Source organism: Bacillus sp. 5w2 (assembly GCF_054353775.1).
Genome location: NZ_JBTIWT010000001.1, coordinates 219,568 through 238,481, shown reverse-complemented (window position 1 = coordinate 238,481; position 18,914 = coordinate 219,568). Strand labels below are relative to the sequence as shown.

Here is an 18,914-nt window from a genome sequence, read left to right as displayed (position 1 = left end):
AACAACCGCTCCATTTTTTTGCATAGTGAGGTTATGTATGTGAAACGATATCGACATTTATACTTGTTAAGTTTTACGCTACTCATTTGTTTTGTCGTATTATCACTTTCGTATCATACCGCTTGTATTGAGAAATTTGACAATATAGTAGCGCATTTTATTCAAGGTTTTCGAAACGACTACTTGACAGCCTACTTTACTTGGGTGTCTTTTATCGGTTCCAAAAGAATATATTTTCCGTTACTCATTATTCTTGTAATGTATTTTCTCGTTAGAAAAAAGTTGCTTAGTGCATTACTTCTAACAATTAATTATTATGGATCTCGTTATTTAAACAGTATGCTTAAACTATGGTACGAACGAGCAAGACCTGATGTAACGCAGCTTGTTACTGCAACTGGATATAGTTTTCCGAGCGGCCATACGATGAATGCTACTGCTTTTTTAGGTTTTATTGCATACGTCACGATTACAGAAGAGCGTATTACATTGCATAAAAAATTGTTGATTATTTTTATAGCGAGCTTTGTTGTATTATCTATTTCAGTTAGCCGAATATATCTTGGCGTTCACTATCCATCTGACATATTAGCGGGATGGGCAGCGGGCGGTAGCTGGCTCGTTTTATGTGTTATATTTCATAAAACGTTCATTAAAAAAGAACCTATGTCATAATAGGTTCTTTTTCCATTGGTTCAACATGAATGTGTGCATGGTAAATGCCAAAATTTTTCCGAAGCATAGCCTCGATGTTGTCAGTAATACAATGACTTTCACCAACATCCATACGAGCATCAACCTCGATCGTAATATCAACGTACGTTTGATTCCCATACATACGAGCGCGAATATCTACGATGTTTTCCACGCCACCAATATGTTCAATAGCATCAGCATACTCTTCCATCTTATCTGGATCAATTCCATCCGTTAGCATATGAGAAGCTTCTACGAAAATCTCCCATGCAGTTTTACAAATAATAAGGCCGACAACTAAAGCGGCTATAGGATCTAAAATAGGCATTTGGAACTGTGAACCAACAATACCTACTACTGTACCAATACTTACGAGAGCATCTGATAAATTATCCTTTGCAGCGGCTTCTAATGATTTGCTTTTTGTCCGTGCTGCAATCTTTTTCGTATACAAATACACACAGTACATAACGACAGCAGAAAATAAGGCTACCCATGCTGCAAGAACATTAGGCGCTGCTTGTTTCGGATTAAAAAAAGATTGAATGGCACTAATAACAACTTCTAATCCGACCGTTGCCATAATAAAAGAAGCAACAAGTGATGCAATTTGTTCTGCACGTGAATGTCCATATGGATGATCTGGGTCACGAGGTTTACGAGAGATTTTTAGACCAATTAATATCGCTAAAGAAGCACCGATATCCGTTAAGTTATTTAAACCGTCAGCACGTAATGCGCTAGAGAGGGTAATATAACTGATGATGATTTTCATAGAGGATAAAAATATGTAGGCCATAATGCTGACAATAGCACCTTTATCAGCTTCTTTATGAGAAAGAGTATCCATTTTAATCACTCACCTTTCTACAAGGAATTTCTTTCTATAAATAGAGTACCAAACGAAACTCGTGTGGGTCTATACAAACATTGTTGACGTTTTATAGCTTTTTAAGAAGTGGATAACAAAGTTTCGCGAAGGAAAAATATGTTGTAAAGTGCAAAGTTAAGGTGTGAACTTAATTGGAGTTTATTTACAATGTAAGGGTAGGAGGTTAGATGGATGAAGAAGCGTTTACTTTTCTTACTATGTATTATTCTTATAATTACAGGATGCAATTCATCAAACAATGAAAATAGGCAGGAGTATCATATTTTAAAATTATCAATAGCTACTTTTAAAAAGGCTATGGTGGATTGAATGACAAATATTTTATGAATATAGATGACAAACAAATAATCTGTTAAATGAAATGAAAAAACAAAAGAGAAGAGGTGAAATACCACAATACGATATACTAATTACATATGGAAATAGTGATACGAAAGGTATACATTTATACCTCAGAGATGAAGGGAAAAGGAGTGTAATTATGTACATTGGTCATGAAGAAACTGTATACTACACTTCTGAAGAAATGACGAAACAACTACGAAAGATAATTGTGAAAAAAGATAAAAACCCTCTGAAAAATATTTTTCAGAGGGTTTTTATCTTAGTATGCTTCTAAAAACTCAGTAACTTGCTCTTCAGTTTTTGCGTTAGCACTATGTAAGTGGCCTAGCTTCTCGCCATTTTGATATACAAGCAGGCTTGGAATACCCATTACTTGATACTCTTCAGCGATACTTGGGAACTCATCTTTATTAATAGAATACCATTCAAACTTATTGAACTCTTCCATTACATCGCCGATAAAGTTGTCCATGCGCACGCAATCTGGGCACCATGTAGTAAAGAACTTAACAACTACTGGCTCCTCGCTTGCGATGATGTCTTTGAATTCCTGTTCAGATTTGATTTCTTTCATGTTTTTGACTCCTCTCAATGTCACACGGATATGCTAGTATTTTTATGCAAAATCCGTAATTGCAAACATTAGTTTTTTGAAATAAATTGTTTGCAAAATCTTCGACTGTTTTTTTGTAGGTTTGGTAGAACATGTGAGTAGGTATCAAATGTGATCCTACTCTTTTATGTCCTGATCATTCATTTGCGATTTTTGGATATACACCTTAAATCCTAGAAACGAATATTAGGAACCTCACTTTTCTTTATAAGCTTTTTCATGAGCTGTGTCAAACTTCTGAAATTGTAAGTTTACTATTATAAGTAGGGTAAATCAAATTGTATTCATGTTAGCCATTGCTATAACGTTCTTTTCCTCAGATATTTGTAGGAGATGTTTATGAAGCGCCAGTAATGTAATGTCGGATAAAACAAGCAATCTCTTTCCGGCACTTAGAGAAAGTAAACGGTGGATGATCATTACTCATAAATTTTATGAGTGAATTGAACAACAAGCAGGAAATTTAAAAAATGATGTAGGAGATGCAGGTATGAATTTAGAGGAATCGTTATAAGAACTTATTCGTGAAGTTGTGAGAGAAGAGATTAGGGCGGGGTTAGCTGAGTTCCAGCAACAATCACAATCAAATAAAGTAATGTGGGCGAAAGAAGTGCGAGTAACAAGATGCACTGTATAGAGTGAAAGAAAAACACGATGTGGAACGCGAAAGAGATTGTAAGAACATCTGAGGAATTATTCAGTGGTTAAGAAGTCAGGCGGTTAATGTAGATGTGGTAGAAAGAAATCATTATATTATTTTTTCAGAGAGGGGAATTAGGATGTTGAAATGGGTAAAGAAACTATTTTCAAAAAACGCCCACCCTGCATTGTTTCTGAGAAACAAGAAGGTGAGCTTCAATTAAACGAAACGAATTGGGTTTGTGAAAAATGTGCCCAAATTACGCATGAACAAGACATTGAAAGAGAGGCCTATACCCTTTACATCTTATTCCATAAATAACAAAGCTGGTGAGCTTCTGATTCAAGAGCTATTAAATGATCATTATTAATAGAGTTATTCGTATACATTCTGTTCTTTTGGATGTTAAGGACTGTATAATTCACATCGTTATATTCATTTGAAAATGTTGATTCATTTAATAATGTCAGTGTTGAGTTGATATTATATTTATCAATTCGTTCTTTTTTTCCTTTGAAAAACAGTTTAATAAGATGCGGCTCATCATTAATGAGCAAACCAAGTTCAGGTGATGAGCGGACGATTAAATTATCTGATAACCAATGTGATTTACCTGGATCAAACCAAGAGACGTCTTTGTTTTTAATAAATTTTTTGTACTGCTTTATAACATCAATATAGTTTTGCTTTTTCTTCTGGTCAACAGTTTGTATTAATGTTTCAAAACATTCAAAAGGTAGTTCGTTTTTATGAAATTTAATAACAGTTTCTCGTAATTGTTTCCAGTAATCAAAAACTGGGTGATATTCAGGTTGAGATTTTAGATTCTTTACAAAATTTGTTTTTGCTGCACTACTTTTCAGTGTGAAGTCTAAAAATTGTGTAAGTCCCACCTTAATTTCCGCCATGTTACACCCCCTTTCCAAACATTACTAATTCGATATTGAAAAGGGAAATCCTGCATTTTTAAGGAGGTGCACTAGATGCTAGAAAAACCAATGTTCATGTACAAAGGCTACTGTAACGTTGATCCGGAAATACCAATTAATTTTATATATTTAGCCAAGGTGCGTGAGTGTCGTGGCTTTTGTGTTTCTTATTGCGTATTGCTAACACGAAAAAAGGTCCTGTTGTTTCCAACAGGACCTTTCCTAAAATGGCAAAGAGTAACTCTTACCTTACTCTTCTCGTATATAATACCTGAAAAAGATAGATGTGTATACAACAAGAAATCCCAATGTAATTATTCGGATATAGTGTTTAAAAATAAAAAGGTGGGATTTAAAATAAGGAATTAAATTACAAACGTTGATTTATCAATTGGTTAGAATGTTTTTTTATCAACTTGTAGTAAATAAAGTGATATTGAGATAATAAGATATGTAATTTTGTATACCGAATTGTAAAGTTGAATAAGGGTGTACATGATCTAAATGATACGGAAGTTGAGGAGAGTAATACTGAAATTTTACTGTGTGAAATAAATTCATTTGAATATAAGCAAAAATAGAGGTTTGCCTTAGACATTTATGAAGGTTAAGAATATTTATAAAGAAAGGAGTAAATGCACAGGTCCGATTTTTGTAATGATGGAGGGAATTGATGTGGACATAACTCAAAGTATAGCGCGAATAGTGGTTAATGGGAAAGATCTTCCGTTTCGTTCAGTTAGTACTTCTGTATGGAATCAAGGGCCTGTAAATGATTTAATTGTTTCAACAAACCAGAGAGTCGAGGAGTTTTATCAATTTATGTGGTCGCAAGTACCAGTAATGCTTGCGATGTATTTTCTTCAGGGTGCGGACTTAATGAGGTTTGCTAGAATTATTGGGATTAATCAAAGTGTAGCGGGAGAATATATTTATCATTTCTCTTGGGGATAAAATGAATGTAAAGTAGCTTAACAGCTGCTTTTTTATTTTGTGAAATTTTAGGGGGTGATGAATAGGAGGTTAGGAAAATAAGATTAGAGCGTGATATAGATAATTTGTGACTCTATTTAAGCTCGTAAAGATACTGGGTTACTTCTTTTAATACAATGGATTTTACAAACAAATGTATAGAAGTATACATAAGAAAAATGTAATGAGTCGAATAATATCCCCTCCATATGTATATTGCGATTAACACGAAGCACGTACAGGGGTCTGCTATGAATATGAAGTTTTTAAGGAGCACAAAAAATAGTTCCGGTTGCTATACCAGTTGGAGCAACACCTACTGGTACCGTATCTATAACCGTATTTGTAGCAGTATTGATAACAGAAACAGTATTACTAGCTTGGTTTGTAACATAGGCACGAGTGCCATCTGGTATGATGGTTACTTGATCCGGGGATAAAGCAACAGGAATTGTATCGATTACTGCATTTGTTGCTACGTTTATTACCGATACATTATCGCTAACTTTATTTACAACATAAATACGAGTGCCATCTGGTGTAATATCTATACCGACCGGTTCAGTACCTACGTTAATTGTATTAATAACGGAATTAGTAGCGGTGTCAATAACAGAAACCGTATTGCTATTTTGATTTGTGACATAGGCACGAGTGCCATCTAGTGTAAAGACGATTATCCTAGGGCGAATACCAACAGGAATCGTAGCGCTAACTGTATTTGTAGCAGTATTAATAACAGAAATTGTGTTGCTTAATTCGTTTGCAACATATGCAAAAGCTCCATTTGGAGAAATAGTGATTCCTTGCGGAGCGTTACCAACAGGAATTGTATCAATGACGGTGTTAGTAGCAGCATTAATAACAGAAACCGTATTATTACCGTGATTTCCAACATAAACAGTTGTGTTATTTGGAGAAACAGCTACACCAATCGGGTCGCTTCCAACAGGAATGGTAGCGATAACCGAATTTGTAGAAGTATCAATAACGGAGACGGTATCAGAAAAAATATTAGTAACATAAGCGCGAGTTCCATTTGGAGAAACGGTTACTTCGAGAGGTGCATTATCTACAGTAATTGTAGCTACAACTGTATTTGTTCCGGTGTTAATTACAGATACTGTATCATCGGTAGGATCATCTATAACTCCTGCGTTTGTAACATAAACAAGGAAATTACATGCAGGTCCGGTTGGCCGCGTCGGTCCCGTCGGCCCTTCGAGTCCTTCCGGTCCTGGTGGTCCCTCCGGCCTTTGAATTCCTTCCACGCCTTGAGGTCCAGTTGCACCTGCGAGCCCTTCTGGTCCTTGAATCCCTTGCACACCTTGAGATCCTTGAGCTCCTCTAGGTCCAGTCGGTCCCGGTGTTCCAATAATATTTAATAGCGAACTATTCAATATTCCTTGCAAAATTAAGTTGAACGTTTGCTGCAGAAGAGGGTCTGATATATTTGAACAACTAATAAGTGAAGATAAGTTTTGGAATAAAAATTGAAACAATGCAGAAATTTGAGTAAGTGATGCAGTAGGCAAGGAATTGATTAATTGAGTTATAGTTCGTATAACTAAACTTTTATTTGGAGTATTTGGTTGTACTGCAATTAATAAATCATTTAACGCCTGTAATGATGATTGGAGTATTTGTATCGTTGTTGGGTTTGGTGTAGTGAAAAAAGAAAAGATAGCTTGATTTAATTGGTTAATTAGGGACAATAATTCTTGTTGCTGAGAAAATGAGAAAAAAACAGGTGTACAACAATTAGTTTGATCACAAGGGGATATAGAAATAAAACAGAGGAATTGGAACTTTTCGCACGGATCGTTTGAGTTTTTATTATATTTTATAATTACCTCCTTTAAAAAAAGAAAATAGTAAGTATGTTTTGATAATTAATATTTGTTTCTAGATTTAAGTGTTTATGAGCATAAGTTATATGTGAAATATCCAGGAATGTTTTTTAAAAGTATATGTCAACAAAATGGATGTGTCCTTATGAGACTAGTATTATTGTAAAGGGTGGATAAGGTGATAATTTTAAGTTTAATTAAGTTAAGATCTAATGCAGCTCCATATAGAATTTTATTTAAGATTATTCATTTTGTAATTTTATATAATCTCCTTTAATAATTCATTTACGTTTAATAATTGAAGATATTAAAAGAAATAATTATAATGAAAAACTTACTAAAAGCTAATGTACTAGGTTTTAGCACTTCCTAAAATAAAGAATCATAATATATTTTGTAATAACTTATATGGAAGTGGGTTGAAAATAATGTTTTATTCATATTTTGCTTCTCAAGCAGATATTCGACCAGCATATGGTACATCAATAACGTTTAGCGGAGCACAAAGTACAGTTCAAGCTGTTCAACAAGCGTTACAAATGCAACAACAAATGCAAATGCAGCAACAAGGTATACAGCCGTATTATTCATCCATGGAGTATTTTTACCCAGTACATCAAATCACACCGTATGGAAGTTCTTTTCTTACTATCCCATATGGAACTGTATTTAATCTATAAAGAAAAATTTTTATTAGTTGGGAGCAGGTTCCAAACTGATTATTAGCTCTTACCAATCGGGCAACACGGCTCCCACCTAACTGTGCCGAATTTTGAGGTGTGAGTCTTATTGCTTACAAATGGCGGGTACAATTGAGGGGGATGAAATTGTGTTTATGTAAGCGTCAAATAGTCCCCACATATAATTTGTAAATAATCCATGAGATAATCCCCGTACATACTACAAGTTGAGTTTTTTGTGAGAAGAAACCGATTAAAGAAAGAATAGGAATTATCTTATCATAACAAATGATGGTTAGTTGTTTTGTATGAAAGGATACATAAACATTTACTTAGGCGAACCAGGCCTAGATGCAACAATGAAGTCCTATCTGCGGTTATATCGTACAGGACGAATGTCTTATAACTATTAACTTACTAAGAACATCCTAACCGATTTTTCCCATTTTGAAGGATATTTACAGCCATAACATCTTATATTTTGTTTATAATTGTAAATAGTTATTAAAATGTATAAATATTTTTAAAAATAAAAAGGGAAAATAATGCAACTTTTTAATTTGTTTATTCGTGTTATATATGAAAGGAGGAGGGGGATGGAGATTGAAGAAATATATAAAGTTTATATAAACGATGTGTACCGGTATTTATTTTCCCTTTCTCGCAGTCATCACGTAGCGGAGGACTTGATGCAGGAGACTTTTTATCGGGCGTATCTTTATCTAGAAGACTATGAAAACCAAAAGGTAAAATCATGGCTTTTTAAAGTGGCATATCATACGTTTATTGATTTTGTAAGGAAAGAGAAAAAAGTAACGTTTGTAGGAACGGAGGAATTAGAGACAATACAAGCAGGGGAATCTACAGAAGAGTATGTAGTCGCAAAAAATAGTTACGAAAAATTAATTCAGATTATTCATACTTTACCGGTGATAGAGGCACAAGCTATTTTATTATGTGACGTACATCAATTAACGTACGAAGAGGGTGCTTCTGTATTAGATTTAAAGTTAAACACTTATAAAAGTCATATATTTCGTGGGAGAAAGAGATTAAAAGAATTGTTAAAGGAGGAAAAGAGTCAAAATGACAAATGATAAACCTCATTCTGAACAAGATGATTATAAAGAATTGTTACAAGAAGCTCTTCATCAAAGGCCAGCCTCTCTTCCTGATGGAAAACAGGAGCAAGTGTTGAAAATAGGTAAAAAAAGAGCGCGTATTACGAATGTTTTGATTGTATTTACTTTGTTATTACTTATTCAACCTATTTTATATATATCTACACTCTTTTATTATACATTGGCACCTACAAACGCGATGGAGATACGGAATGTAGTAAATCAAACGTTAAGTGTAACAGAACCAAATGTATTTATGAAAGAAAGGGACATGGAGCAAACGTTGTTACCGCTTAGTTTACAATTGCATTTTGATTTGTATAAAAGGGTAGGAAAGAAAGATATTCGAATAGGAGAAGAGAAAACAGATTATTTATTAAGTAGAGCAACGAAAGTAAGCCGTGAATATACAACAGATGAAAAAATTCCAGAAATCTCATACGTAGATAACGAGGTATTGTCTCACCCTAATAATTATAATGTGTCTTATAGTAGTAGCGAAGAAGCGCAGGTATTAAAAGGTCTTCCGCAAGAATCTGTTGTAGAAGCATTTGTATCTTTTAGAGAATTATTAAGTATACAAGAGGTAACGAACATGTTTCCAACTATTGATATTGTTTGGTATGCCGTGAATACAGGACTAGAGGAGAAGCAAAAGAATGATGAGGGTATGTATGTTGCACCGATTGGTTTTCCGGCAGATATAATTTCAAGTCTAGGTGGTCCTTTTTCAAGTGATTCACCTCATGAAGAACAATTTATTGATGTGTTAAAGTCATTACAGAAGCATGAAGATTTAGCGGTGAAGCTATCTAGAGCGAAAACTTTAGAGTTGTCAAAGCGTATTTCTTTCCTTGAAAAAAATGGGGTAAAAACATACGGAGCAGTTGTAACTGGACCTAAAGGAGAAGTTGAAAAATTAATGAGTCATGAAAAAGTTAGAAACTTGAAAGTAGGTGAAGCGAGATTATGGAATTGGCATTCTTAAAAAAAAGAAAGAATCATAGTTATAAAAAGGAAACGTGGATGGGGATTATTTCATTAATTATTGCATTTCTAGCGTTATTGTATTTAAACATTATATTGCTTATGCAAGAAACATTTATAGACGAAGGTTTTCGGCAAATAGTTGGAGTTGGATTGTTATGTTCAGTCGTAGGCATGATCACAAAAAGAAAAAGTCGAAAATATGCATTGTGGGCATGTAGTTTATTTGTTTTTATGCTACTATTTGCTGTATTTGGATTTATGCTAGGTTGGATGATAAGCTTTGCGCCGTAAATATGAGGGAAGGAGCGGATGTAGATTCGCTCTTTTTTTTGTATAGTAAGTAAAATAGATAAGAGAAGAACCTATCAAATTTGAATAGAGAGCAATATGCATCTAGGCTGTGGTGTTGTTGATAAGTTTTTCGCTCACGTGTATATAAATAGGGCGTAAGTATAGGGCTTAAGCAATAGCTCGTCCAAACATTACGAATACCTCTTACATAATATGTAGTAATAAGCATGAAAGGGGAACTAGTATGTCTTGTAAAGAGTATAAAAAGAAACTGCATGGCTGTTGTAAGAACACTAGTAAGTGTAATGACAACAAGGATAAGCTTATTAGGGCATCAGCATTTAGAGCTAGAAATACGGTGGATCAAACGGTTCCTGCCAATACTTTTGTAAAGGTATTGTTCCAAAATGAACAATTTGATTTAGCAAATGAGTATAATCCAGCAACGTCTATTTTTATTCCGAAGACTAGAGGGGTTTACTCTATTATTGGAACGATTGGTTTTTTTCCAAACAATTCTAGTTTAAATTATAGAGCTCGTGTAGAAATTCGTGTGAATGGAAACGCAGCAATAGCTATAGATAATGACTTTTTCGGTCCAATAAGCTTTGGAAATGTAGTAAGTGTTTCGACGATCATTCAATTGGATGAAGGAGACCAAGTTGAGGTGTATGCACAAAGTAGCATAGACGGAGTTTTAAGCACTTCGGAAGACGGCTCACATTTTGAAGCGGCAAGATTCCCTTCACCAATTAAATAAAGTCGAGTATACAGAAGATAAAGGATAATCCCTGCCGAAATGGTAGGGGTTTTTTTATTCTATTAAAAATAGTATCAGTTTGTCCAAACGATTCTAATCTATGTTACATATTATGTAATCATAAATTTAAGGGGGGATTTACTACGCCATACTATTACTGTAAGTATTGTCAAGGTTATAAAAAGAAAAGTCATGATTGTTTTAGAAAAAATAGTCAATGTGATAGAAAGTATGTAAAAGTGAATTGTTGTGATGATAAGAAAGAAAAGCTTGTAAGAGCGTCTGCATTTAGAGCTGTTAATACAATGAATCAACTTGTTCCGGAAAATACTTCTGTTAAAGTATTATTTCAAAATGAACAGTTTGATCTAGCGAACGAATATAATCCAGCAACATCTATTTTTATTCCGAAGACTAGAGGAGTATATAGTGTACTAGGAAATATAACATTCTCTCCAAATGATTTTAATGTAAATTACAGAGCTAGAGTTGAAATTCGTGTGAATGGAAATCCAGCAATAGCGATAGATAATGATTTCTTTGGGACAGGGGTATTTTTTAATAATGATGTTTCAGTAACTTCTATTCTTCAATTAGAAGCAGGGGATTCAGTTGAAGTTTTTGCTGAGAGTAGTGTTGCTGGCGTAATTGTACAAAATGTTAATGGTTTGAATACTGTTCACTTTGAAGCGGCAAGATTCCCTTCTCCAACTGAATAATGAAGATAATAAAACATTTTTTGTAGTTTTAGTTAATCCCCTTCACCAAATGGTGGGGGATTATTATTGTTTTTCTAAAATATATGGGTAAATGGACCTCCTTAAGTATATAAAGAATTTTAATATATTGTTGGTCAATTTAGTAGCTAGATGATGATTGAATCAATATACAAATGTAACAGAGGTCAGTTTAAATGAAAAAGAGCATGACATGGCGATCAAGCGCTTTTCTCAATGGCGAAGAATAGATCTTTATGTTGCCTTGTTATACGTCAAAAACCACAGCGGACTTTAGGGGTAGGAGCGTCAAACTCTTTTAAACTAATTTATAATCTGAGTTCATACCCATTCATAGTTCTGAGTAGTTATTTTTTTATCAATTAATCCCCTTTGTCCAAAGCTGATAACTTCTAAATTTTCTCTTCCTATATAGTAATTCGTACATTGGGTGTTTTCTAGTGGAGTATGCCAAGAAATTAAAAGTGCTTCTACATCTGATAATTTTTGTTCAGAATATTTACCGCCATTAGGAAATTCTAAAATCCCTAACCTTACATGGATTCCTCTTGCTCCATGAATCCAATCTTTGTAATGTTCATTTAATCGCTTCGAAAAACTTCTTTTTGTTTTTCCAATGTATAGTAATTTTTCTTTTCCACGATACACTCTATAAATTGCATATATCCCCTTTGAAAAAGCTTCTTCATAATGATTGATTTCAGATAAATTATAAAGTTTAGACCACCTAATATGTACAACAGTCATACATTTCACCTTTTTATCAAGATATTAAAATAAAATAAATTAACTCATTTCAATTTCTCAAAAATCGAAAGAAAATGCAAGGATTATAGTGAACGTATAATAAATAAATAAATAAATAAGTATTGTTGAGTACACATTGATTAGATTGTTTATAAACAGTGGGTGGGTTTACCACTCATGAAATATAAAAGTGAACAGGTTTACATGTATAGAATGAGGGATAAATAAAAAAAGAGCATACATAAAAAGTACGCTCTAAAGAAAGATAGGTTTTATGAGTGGATAATCTCCATACATTAATATATGCTCGGTTCATAAAAACGTGTAAAAAATCAATAGATTATCAATGGAATATCATGAAATGAGTAATTTTAATCTATTATTGAAGTCGTTTAGCTAACCAAATTGTAAGGATTGTGAATAGGAACGGATTAACAATTGGATAATGATCGCACTTCAGTTTCGTATTTCTTATAGTTTGGATATTGCGTAATAGTTTGACATTTAGGTGTGGAAAGTTGATTAATTATAGACACATTTGTAATTACCTCGTTACAAGGACCGAAAAATGTAACTTTTAGTTTTGAATTTGGTGGAACTTTGAACAAGATAGGTTTTTTTTTCATGAAATCAGCTCCTAAGATGCAGTATTGTATACTGCGATTTTTCGTTTAGATTATAAAGGCGTATTAATATAATATGAAAATTTAGTTGAGTTGATAATGATATGGAGTTTTATAGTGTGATCAGAATGTGGAAAATTAGTAGAAACTTAATTAAAAGACTGTATATTTTGAAAAACAATATAGATTTTCTTTATTTATATTATAGATAGCTAGTATTAGGCATAAGGGGCTTTCAATAAAACAATCTTTGAATATGATAATAAAAAGGAGTGGAATTGTAATGGGGTATATTATAGATATTTCAAAATGGAATGGAACTATTAATTGGGATATTGCAGCATCTTGGCTAGATTTAGTTATTGCTAGAGTTCAAGATGGCTCGAATACGGTAGATTTTATGTATCAAAATTATGTGAATGAAATGAAGAAACGCAGTATTCCATTTGGTAATTATGCATTTTGCCGTTTTATATCTATTGCTGATGCCAGGAAAGAGGCACAAGATTTTTGGAGTCGTGGCGATAAATCTGCTAAATTTTGGGTGGTGGACGTAGAAGTTCAAACGATGATGGATATGCAAGGGGGGACACAAGCTTTTATAGATGAATTACGCCGTTTAGGTGCAAAAAAAGTAGGGCTATATGTGGGGCATCACACGTATGTATCATTTGGAGCACGTAATATTGAAGCTGATTTTGTATGGATACCTCGTTATGGAGGGAATAAGCCAGCATATCCGTGCGATATTTGGCAATATACTGATTCGGGAAATGTTCCTGGTATTGGGAAATGTGATTTGAATCAATTAATAGGAAATAAGTCGCTTTCTTGGTTTATAGATTCAGATCAAGTAAATCAATCTATTCAATCTAACAAAGAGAATACACAGCAATCAAATGGTATTGGTATTGCGATTTCAAAATATCCAGATGGATATGGCATAAACTTATATGAAAATCCTGCGAATCCGCAGTTTACAGGTACAATCACTCAAAAAACGCCATATTTAGTCTTACATGGTTATTGGGGAGGTGCCGATAAAGATATGATTTGCTTGGGGAACGATAAGCAGTGGGTATATGAAAAATATTTTGATGTGAAATGGTTTTATGCATCCTCAAAATATCCTGTTGGGTACGAAGTAAATTACTATGCAGAGCCTGAATGTATAAATTATAAAGGTAATATTGATGGATCAAAATCTTTTCGTGTGTGGGGAAGAGCCAAGAATGCGGTAGATATCGGAAAAAATAATTGGATACTGGAAGAACATGTAACGATTAAGTATGTATAAGTAGCTAAAATGTTTTTAGGAATACGCAAAGGGTCATATTACTGATACATAGTAAGATGACCTTTAATATTTGAACAAAAAGAGCATGATACATAGTTTTTTCAAATGAAATGAATTACATGTGGAAAACACATTGTTTACACAAGTGTATCGTATAGTTATTCTTGTATAATAATAAAAGTGAGGTATTTTGAATTGAAAAAGAAAAAACTATTTTTAGGAACAATTATTTCATGCGTAGTACTGGCATTATCTGCATGTGGTTCCTCAGACAACGTAGTAACATCAAAAGTAGGAAATGTTACAGAGAAAGAGTTAAGTAAAGAATTAAGACAAAAATATGGGGAAAGTACTTTATATCAAATGGTGTTAAGTAAGGCGTTGCTAGATAAATATAAAGTTTCAGATGAAGAAGCAAAAAAACAAGTAGAAGAAGCAAAAGATAAAATGGGTGACAACTTCAAATCGACTTTAGAGCGAGTTGGGTTAAAAAATGAAGATGAATTAAAAGAAAAAATGAAGCCAGAAATTGCATTTGAGAAAGCGATTAAAGCGACTGTCACAGAAAAAGATGTAAAAGATAACTATAAACCAGAAATGAAGGTAAGTCACATTTTAGTGAAAGATGAAAAGACTGCTAAAGAAGTGAAAGAGAAAGTAAATAATGGTGAAGATTTTGCGGCTTTAGTGAAGCAATACTCAGAGGATACTGGTTCAAAGGAACAAGGCGGAGAAATAACTGGTTTTGCTCCAGGGCAAACGGCGAAAGAATTTGAGGAAGCTGTGTATAAATTAGATGCAGGACAAGTAAGCGATCCGGTAAAAACAACTTATGGTTACCATATTATTAAAGTGACGGATAAAAAAGAATTGAAGCCATTTGATGAAGTGAAAGATAAAATTCGTAAAGATTTAGAACAGCAAAGACTACAAGATACGACAGGTAAATGGAAACAACAAATAGTCAATGATTTATTGAAAGATGCTAATATTAAGGTTAACGATAAAGAATTTAAAGATACATTTGAATTTCTAGAAAAGAAATAATGACTGTAATTATAATTAGAAAAGGGAACCTATATAGGTTCCCTTTTCTAATTAGTGTGTGAGTTATAAATAGATAGTAAGACAATACAATATTACATTTAAATATTAAGAATTACAATGGGAAATTATGGTTTTTTTAAGGCGGATAATAAGTACTTCATAGAATGTTGATATTATAATGTTTTAATTGATTAATTTGATTGAAGTGGATAAACATAGTTTGAAGAATGATACATGGTGTATAAGCAAAGAAGAGCCTGATATGGCTCTCAGGCTCTTCTCTCAATAGCAAAGAATAAGTCTTTTAATTATTCTTCTACTATAGAATACACTAAAAATGTCTATTTGTGTAGAAAAATGTCGAAAAAATTATGTATCACATTGCAAGAGCAATGGAAGTGAAAACACTATTTGAATAGGGAGGAAATAGGGTCTTCTTTAAAAATATATTTGCTTCATTATCGTTAGTAAATCCGGATTATGCTCAATTGTATGTAATTGATTTAAAAGAAGAAGGATTAGGGCGTAGCGAATATAAAAAATCAAAGAAACATCGGAGCCATGGCATGATACTGAGCGTCATGGAGAAAATAAAAGAGTATAGAAAGTACATGAAAGAATGTGCAACAAGAACATTGTTCATACAAATGAAAAGGGCTGGTATTTCATTCTGAAATAGCCATAAACAAATTGGAACAAACTAATCTAAAATACTCATAAAATCATCGGTGATACATACAATAGTATTGAGAATATATTGACGCTATAGGAAGTGAAAAGCAGAGCATTCTATTAAGATGGATGTTCTTTTTAGTATGGAATTTTCATGGGAAAGAATGAATACTTTTAAATGAATTATTGAATTGATAAATAATTCATATAGGGGGAGAAAATGTGAAAGTAATTTTTCAAAGAGAAGGTGGAGGGAAGATTTTTGAATCGTATGATGAAGATATAAGTAACCTATTAGTTATTTTAAAAGAAACGAAAGGGATTAAGATCGGGATGGTTGAGTATGAAGTATTAAAATATGAATTAGAGTATTTTCGTAACCCCAAAAAAACAGTGACAGAGAGGGAATTACATATAATAGTACAACCAAAATATATGTAATAATAAGAGGCAATTATGTATTTTTAAACAGTTTTATATAGTATGTACGAAAAGAGAGTGTTTAAATTGCTCTCTTTTCATAGAAATTTTGTGAGTTCGTTCTTCATAATGTATGCTTTCATTTATAGATGGGTTAATAAAATCAAAAATTTAAAACCTTTTAGTTTAGGCAGAAATTTTATATTTAAGTAGATAAATGTTTATATAAAGTATTTTTTATACGAATATGGAGGAGTAAAAATGAGTTTAGCAAGTTATATAGGATGCAATGTAGAAATTCCGTTAACGGATCCAGATTCTAATGATGTAATTGTTTTTGGACCGTGCTTTTCAGATGAAAGTATGCTTGAAATTGTACAAGAGTTTCAATTTCAAACAAATTACACGTATGAAGTTTCAACGAGTTGGGGCATTGAACTTGTTGAGTGGCAAAATGAAAGGGAGAAGAAAGAAGCTAAAAAAAAGCTATTAGCTTTATGCTCGATTATGGAAGGATATTTAAATGATGGGGATTATTTTGAATTATTCAGTTGTTGGGTTGGTGATGAACATAAAGAACGAGTGGGAGAATTAAAATTAAAAATAAATCATATTAATATAGATGAAATTTGTATTCCGGAAAGAACACTTGTCAGGATAGAAAAATAAATATAGAAATATACGATATTAGAAAAAGCGACTTTACTTTGTATGAAGTCGCTTTTTTAGTTGATAGGTGAACGTCCTATTAAATAAGAAGTGAAAAGCTTATTCGATGAAGAAAAAATAAATGATGGATAAATCATTTCAAAAGAACGTAGGTTCGTGTATAATTAGAACGAATGTTCCTGTGGGTATAGATAGTATAAGAGTTAGAAATAAAATGAAACTTTAATTAGCAGGGTGTTCATCCTCCGCTAATTATTAGTTTTCACCAATTAAGCGTTTACGGGCAATTGATTTTCGTCTTACCGTCCTCGCATATAGCGAATTTTGAGGTAAGGGCTTCACTACCTGTTAATGCGGGATAAAATATGAGCCTAGCAATTAATAATGAATAATTGAGGAACAATGTGTGTGAAATAGAGTGGATAAATGATCAAGGAGATACAGAAATGAATGATGTAAAGGTGCAAAAAGAAAAAAGAGAATGGGTTCCATTTACAGTAATGTCGGAACAGTTGTTAAGTATACAAAAGGTTATTGGAGAGAAATTTAAAGTACAAAAACCGCTCTTAACAAACGAAGCAAAAGAGGGAATTTCTGATAAATTATTAACGTCATTATTGTCTGAGAAAGAAATATTGGTGACATATTTTGAAGATGGCTACATCCTTACAAGTTATATGACAGTTGTGCATATAAACCCGCTAAAGCACAGTGTAATATGTACTGACGCATTTTATAAAACTTACGTATTTAATACTTCGGATATTATTGAAATAACATAAAGGAAGCTGAAATTTAAATTTTAGCTTCCTTTATGTTATGTTAGATGAGGAATAGAAAAATGAAACGAAAAAGCAGCTAGCTTCATACTAGCTGCTAAGCCCCAGGGAAAGGGAGAAAAAGATAGGGTACTATAGCTGTGTAACAGCCTGATTATAGTATGGACAAATTTAAAATTCTTAAACAGAACGATGAAAAAATAAGACTAGGCTGTACCCACTTGGTTTTGATCTGCAAGGTCAGAATCAAACGTATTAGTCGCGCTCACGCCATTAAAAGTGTTAACAACAAAACCAACGTTTGAAGCACCGGATCCATTATAAGCCTTCGTATTTTCTTTCGGAGAAACGTTGTAGAAATCACCTAAGTTAAATGAACCGTTACTATTTTGTACAACTAAATTCCCTACAATTGAGGGCATAGTTTTCACCCGCTTTACAATCATTTGTTAACACTACTATATGGCCTTATAGTCCAAAGGGTTCATGTAACAAAAATTGTGGAATAGTAAAACGTTTGAAGTGTAGCTTAATCCCACAATAAAAGTATGTTAAAATTTATGTAAGGCTGAGTAATTAAAAATAACAATTGTATAATTAATATATACGAAATCAGAGGAGGCAAAATGTAATGAATAATGTTATAAAAAAAGTAGATTTAACAGATGCAAAATCAAGTAATCTTGTTGCACTTATTTATAGCAATGAAGTTATATTGATTGAAGAAGCATTTTGTCCAAATGAAATAAAATTAAAGTTTAATGAAATTGCAATTATATCGGCTATTAAAACAGCACATATAATGAAAGTATCCATCAGAAAAGAACTGGAAGCAATTTTTCATGATACTGGTGTTTTATTTGTGAAGCATAGTGTTGATTATGGTAACAGTCAATCTATCACTATGCATTTTGAACAATTCCAAAAGTTGCAACATGAGATTGAGAATTTATATAAAAGTATGTAATAAGACTAGATGAAGATTCTTACATAGAGGTGAACTGTTCTATGTTGAAAAAATGGTATGAAATTTTTTCGAATGAATCCCACTGTAAACATAAATATAGTTTTATTAAAATGCAGAAAAGAGAAGCTAAAATTTAAAAGCAATAACGAAATAAATAATGATTTTTTTGATATATAA

The 18,914-nt window shown here is 32.8% G+C and carries 23 protein-coding genes and 2 pseudogenes; 17 read left to right on the top strand and 8 right to left on the bottom strand.

The window, feature by feature from the left end; all coding sequences use genetic code 11:
• The first annotated feature begins 39 nt into the window (after positions 1 to 39).
• Positions 40 to 675, top strand: a complete 636-nt coding sequence (locus ACXY7N_RS01165) for a phosphatase PAP2 family protein (RefSeq protein ID WP_016088009.1) — start codon at positions 40 to 42, stop codon at positions 673 to 675.
• Here the strand turns inward: ACXY7N_RS01165 and ACXY7N_RS01160 are convergent.
• Positions 665 to 1,546 carry a cation diffusion facilitator family transporter gene (locus ACXY7N_RS01160; RefSeq protein ID WP_016134401.1) on the bottom strand — a complete coding sequence of 294 codons (882 nt, stop codon included), beginning with the start codon at positions 1,544 to 1,546 and terminating at the stop codon, positions 665 to 667. The genes ACXY7N_RS01165 and ACXY7N_RS01160 overlap by 11 nt on opposite strands.
• A gap of 213 nt (positions 1,547 to 1,759) precedes the next feature.
• Here ACXY7N_RS01160 and ACXY7N_RS01155 point away from each other — a divergent pair, with 213 nt between their 5' ends.
• Positions 1,760 to 1,897 carry a hypothetical protein gene (locus tag ACXY7N_RS01155; protein WP_016134402.1) on the top strand — a complete coding sequence of 46 codons (138 nt, stop codon included), beginning with the start codon at positions 1,760 to 1,762 and terminating at the stop codon, positions 1,895 to 1,897.
• Between the two features lie 295 nt (positions 1,898 to 2,192).
• On the opposite strand, the gene ACXY7N_RS01150 is transcribed toward ACXY7N_RS01155, so the two are convergent.
• Positions 2,193 to 2,507 carry a thioredoxin family protein gene (locus ACXY7N_RS01150; RefSeq protein ID WP_000658777.1) on the bottom strand — a complete coding sequence of 105 codons (315 nt, stop codon included), beginning with the start codon at positions 2,505 to 2,507 and terminating at the stop codon, positions 2,193 to 2,195.
• Positions 2,508 to 2,571: 64 nt separating this feature from the next.
• Positions 2,572 to 2,924, bottom strand: a pseudogene (locus ACXY7N_RS01145) (site-specific integrase); the annotation flags it as partial.
• Between the two features lie 142 nt (positions 2,925 to 3,066).
• Here ACXY7N_RS01145 and ACXY7N_RS01140 point away from each other — a divergent pair.
• A pseudogene (locus ACXY7N_RS01140) lies at positions 3,067 to 3,156 on the top strand (helix-turn-helix domain-containing protein); the annotation flags it as partial.
• Positions 3,157 to 3,485: 329 nt separating this feature from the next.
• On the opposite strand, the gene ACXY7N_RS01135 reads toward ACXY7N_RS01140, so the two are convergent.
• Positions 3,486 to 4,094 (bottom strand): hypothetical protein, encoded by a 609-nt coding sequence (locus tag ACXY7N_RS01135; protein ID WP_016134405.1) that lies wholly within the window; start codon positions 4,092 to 4,094, stop codon positions 3,486 to 3,488.
• 75 nt (positions 4,095 to 4,169) lie between these two features.
• On the opposite strand from ACXY7N_RS01135, the gene ACXY7N_RS01130 reads away from it, so the two are divergent.
• Together ACXY7N_RS01130 and ACXY7N_RS01125 are read left to right on the top strand one after the other, a co-directional pair.
• Positions 4,170 to 4,484 carry a hypothetical protein gene (locus ACXY7N_RS01130; RefSeq protein ID WP_098561037.1) on the top strand — a complete coding sequence of 105 codons (315 nt, stop codon included), beginning with the start codon at positions 4,170 to 4,172 and terminating at the stop codon, positions 4,482 to 4,484.
• Between the two features lie 231 nt (positions 4,485 to 4,715).
• Positions 4,716 to 5,069: a hypothetical protein gene (locus ACXY7N_RS01125; RefSeq protein WP_033659685.1), complete on the top strand. Its 354-nt coding sequence runs from the start codon at positions 4,716 to 4,718 to the stop codon at positions 5,067 to 5,069.
• 284 nt (positions 5,070 to 5,353) lie between these two features.
• Here ACXY7N_RS01125 and ACXY7N_RS01120 read toward each other — a convergent pair whose 3' ends face one another.
• Entirely contained in the window at positions 5,354 to 6,934 is a 1,581-nt protein-coding gene (locus ACXY7N_RS01120) for a YVTN family beta-propeller repeat protein (protein ID WP_098986488.1), read from the bottom strand.
• Positions 6,935 to 7,365: 431 nt separating this feature from the next.
• Here ACXY7N_RS01120 and ACXY7N_RS01115 point away from each other — a divergent pair, with 431 nt between their 5' ends.
• The 6 genes from ACXY7N_RS01115 (at position 7,366) to ACXY7N_RS01090 (ending at position 11,498) form a co-directional block, all read left to right on the top strand.
• Positions 7,366 to 7,617, top strand: coding sequence for a DUF3947 family protein (locus ACXY7N_RS01115; RefSeq protein ID WP_016088001.1), 252 nt, complete (start codon positions 7,366 to 7,368; stop codon positions 7,615 to 7,617).
• 596 nt (positions 7,618 to 8,213) lie between these two features.
• On the top strand, positions 8,214 to 8,714 hold the full coding sequence (locus ACXY7N_RS01110) for a sigma-70 family RNA polymerase sigma factor (protein WP_088084230.1): 501 nt from the start codon (positions 8,214 to 8,216) through the stop codon (positions 8,712 to 8,714).
• Positions 8,704 to 9,726 (top strand): anti-sigma factor, encoded by a 1,023-nt coding sequence (locus ACXY7N_RS01105; RefSeq protein WP_016087999.1) that lies wholly within the window; start codon positions 8,704 to 8,706, stop codon positions 9,724 to 9,726. The genes ACXY7N_RS01110 and ACXY7N_RS01105 overlap by 11 nt, the downstream gene beginning before the upstream one ends.
• The gene (locus ACXY7N_RS01100) at positions 9,708 to 10,019 is read left to right on the top strand and encodes a hypothetical protein (protein WP_016134410.1); all 312 of its coding nucleotides are present in this window, start codon (positions 9,708 to 9,710) and stop codon (positions 10,017 to 10,019) included. The genes ACXY7N_RS01105 and ACXY7N_RS01100 overlap by 19 nt, the downstream gene beginning before the upstream one ends.
• A 244-nt stretch (positions 10,020 to 10,263) precedes the next feature.
• Entirely contained in the window at positions 10,264 to 10,779 is a 516-nt protein-coding gene (locus ACXY7N_RS01095) for a C1q-like domain-containing protein (protein WP_016134411.1), read from the top strand.
• 107 nt (positions 10,780 to 10,886) lie between these two features.
• Positions 10,887 to 11,498: a hypothetical protein gene (locus ACXY7N_RS01090; protein ID WP_048894630.1), complete on the top strand. Its 612-nt coding sequence runs from the start codon at positions 10,887 to 10,889 to the stop codon at positions 11,496 to 11,498.
• A 339-nt stretch (positions 11,499 to 11,837) separates the two neighbouring features.
• On the opposite strand, the gene ACXY7N_RS01085 is transcribed toward ACXY7N_RS01090, so the two are convergent.
• Both ACXY7N_RS01085 and ACXY7N_RS01080 read right to left on the bottom strand, forming a co-directional pair.
• A complete protein-coding gene (locus ACXY7N_RS01085) occupies positions 11,838 to 12,263 on the bottom strand; it encodes a GIY-YIG nuclease family protein (protein ID WP_016134413.1) in 426 nt (141 codons plus the stop codon).
• A gap of 431 nt (positions 12,264 to 12,694) precedes the next feature.
• Positions 12,695 to 12,889 carry a hypothetical protein gene (locus tag ACXY7N_RS01080; RefSeq protein WP_016087994.1) on the bottom strand — a complete coding sequence of 65 codons (195 nt, stop codon included), beginning with the start codon at positions 12,887 to 12,889 and terminating at the stop codon, positions 12,695 to 12,697.
• 280 nt (positions 12,890 to 13,169) lie between these two features.
• Between ACXY7N_RS01080 and ACXY7N_RS01075 the strand changes: the two genes are divergently transcribed.
• From ACXY7N_RS01075 to ACXY7N_RS01055, 5 genes are all read left to right on the top strand, one after another.
• Complete coding sequence (locus tag ACXY7N_RS01075) at positions 13,170 to 14,183, top strand: glycoside hydrolase family 25 protein (RefSeq protein WP_367888265.1); 1,014 nt, start codon at positions 13,170 to 13,172, stop codon at positions 14,181 to 14,183.
• A gap of 195 nt (positions 14,184 to 14,378) precedes the next feature.
• On the top strand, positions 14,379 to 15,230 hold the full coding sequence (locus ACXY7N_RS01070) for a peptidylprolyl isomerase PrsA (protein ID WP_016087992.1): 852 nt from the start codon (positions 14,379 to 14,381) through the stop codon (positions 15,228 to 15,230).
• Between the two features lie 894 nt (positions 15,231 to 16,124).
• On the top strand, positions 16,125 to 16,343 hold the full coding sequence (locus ACXY7N_RS01065) for a hypothetical protein (RefSeq protein ID WP_016087991.1): 219 nt from the start codon (positions 16,125 to 16,127) through the stop codon (positions 16,341 to 16,343).
• 240 nt (positions 16,344 to 16,583) lie between these two features.
• The gene (locus ACXY7N_RS01060) at positions 16,584 to 16,991 is read left to right on the top strand and encodes a KH domain-containing protein (RefSeq protein WP_016134416.1); all 408 of its coding nucleotides are present in this window, start codon (positions 16,584 to 16,586) and stop codon (positions 16,989 to 16,991) included.
• Between the two features lie 446 nt (positions 16,992 to 17,437).
• The gene (locus ACXY7N_RS01055) at positions 17,438 to 17,773 is read left to right on the top strand and encodes a YolD-like family protein (RefSeq protein ID WP_033659687.1); all 336 of its coding nucleotides are present in this window, start codon (positions 17,438 to 17,440) and stop codon (positions 17,771 to 17,773) included.
• Between the two features lie 203 nt (positions 17,774 to 17,976).
• Here ACXY7N_RS01055 and gerPF read toward each other — a convergent pair whose 3' ends face one another.
• A complete protein-coding gene (gene gerPF / locus ACXY7N_RS01050) occupies positions 17,977 to 18,192 on the bottom strand; it encodes a spore germination protein GerPF (RefSeq protein ID WP_033659688.1) in 216 nt (71 codons plus the stop codon).
• A gap of 209 nt (positions 18,193 to 18,401) precedes the next feature.
• On the opposite strand from gerPF, the gene ACXY7N_RS01045 reads away from it, so the two are divergent.
• Positions 18,402 to 18,737 (top strand): hypothetical protein, encoded by a 336-nt coding sequence (locus ACXY7N_RS01045; protein WP_016087987.1) that lies wholly within the window; start codon positions 18,402 to 18,404, stop codon positions 18,735 to 18,737.
• Positions 18,738 to 18,914 lie beyond the last annotated feature (177 nt).

Bases quoted from the DNA above. Each gene is read 5' to 3' on its own strand.
- ACXY7N_RS01080 (WP_016087994.1), bottom strand. From the start codon at position 12,889: ATGAAAAAAAAACCTATCTTGTTCAAAGTTCCACCAAATTCAAAACTA.
- ACXY7N_RS01100 (WP_016134410.1), top strand. From the start codon at position 9,708: ATGGAATTGGCATTCTTAAAAAAAAGAAAGAATCATAGTTATAAAAAG.
- ACXY7N_RS01060 (WP_016134416.1), top strand. From the start codon at position 16,584: ATGAGTTTAGCAAGTTATATAGGATGCAATGTAGAAATTCCGTTAACG.
- ACXY7N_RS01130 (WP_098561037.1), top strand. From the start codon at position 4,170: ATGCTAGAAAAACCAATGTTCATGTACAAAGGCTACTGTAACGTTGAT.
- ACXY7N_RS01155 (WP_016134402.1), top strand. From the start codon at position 1,760: ATGAAGAAGCGTTTACTTTTCTTACTATGTATTATTCTTATAATTACA.
- gerPF (WP_033659688.1), bottom strand. From the start codon at position 18,192: ATGCCCTCAATTGTAGGGAATTTAGTTGTACAAAATAGTAACGGTTCA.
- ACXY7N_RS01150 (WP_000658777.1), bottom strand. From the start codon at position 2,507: ATGAAAGAAATCAAATCTGAACAGGAATTCAAAGACATCATCGCAAGC.
- ACXY7N_RS01125 (WP_033659685.1), top strand. From the start codon at position 4,716: ATGAAGGTTAAGAATATTTATAAAGAAAGGAGTAAATGCACAGGTCCG.
- ACXY7N_RS01085 (WP_016134413.1), bottom strand. From the start codon at position 12,263: ATGACTGTTGTACATATTAGGTGGTCTAAACTTTATAATTTATCTGAA.
- ACXY7N_RS01095 (WP_016134411.1), top strand. From the start codon at position 10,264: ATGTCTTGTAAAGAGTATAAAAAGAAACTGCATGGCTGTTGTAAGAAC.
- ACXY7N_RS01075 (WP_367888265.1), top strand. From the start codon at position 13,170: ATGGGGTATATTATAGATATTTCAAAATGGAATGGAACTATTAATTGG.
- ACXY7N_RS01105 (WP_016087999.1), top strand. From the start codon at position 8,704: ATGACAAATGATAAACCTCATTCTGAACAAGATGATTATAAAGAATTG.
- ACXY7N_RS01135 (WP_016134405.1), bottom strand. From the start codon at position 4,094: ATGGCGGAAATTAAGGTGGGACTTACACAATTTTTAGACTTCACACTG.
- ACXY7N_RS01110 (WP_088084230.1), top strand. From the start codon at position 8,214: ATGGAGATTGAAGAAATATATAAAGTTTATATAAACGATGTGTACCGG.
- ACXY7N_RS01160 (WP_016134401.1), bottom strand. From the start codon at position 1,546: ATGGATACTCTTTCTCATAAAGAAGCTGATAAAGGTGCTATTGTCAGC.
- ACXY7N_RS01115 (WP_016088001.1), top strand. From the start codon at position 7,366: ATGTTTTATTCATATTTTGCTTCTCAAGCAGATATTCGACCAGCATAT.
- ACXY7N_RS01045 (WP_016087987.1), top strand. From the start codon at position 18,402: ATGAATAATGTTATAAAAAAAGTAGATTTAACAGATGCAAAATCAAGT.
- ACXY7N_RS01055 (WP_033659687.1), top strand. From the start codon at position 17,438: ATGAATGATGTAAAGGTGCAAAAAGAAAAAAGAGAATGGGTTCCATTT.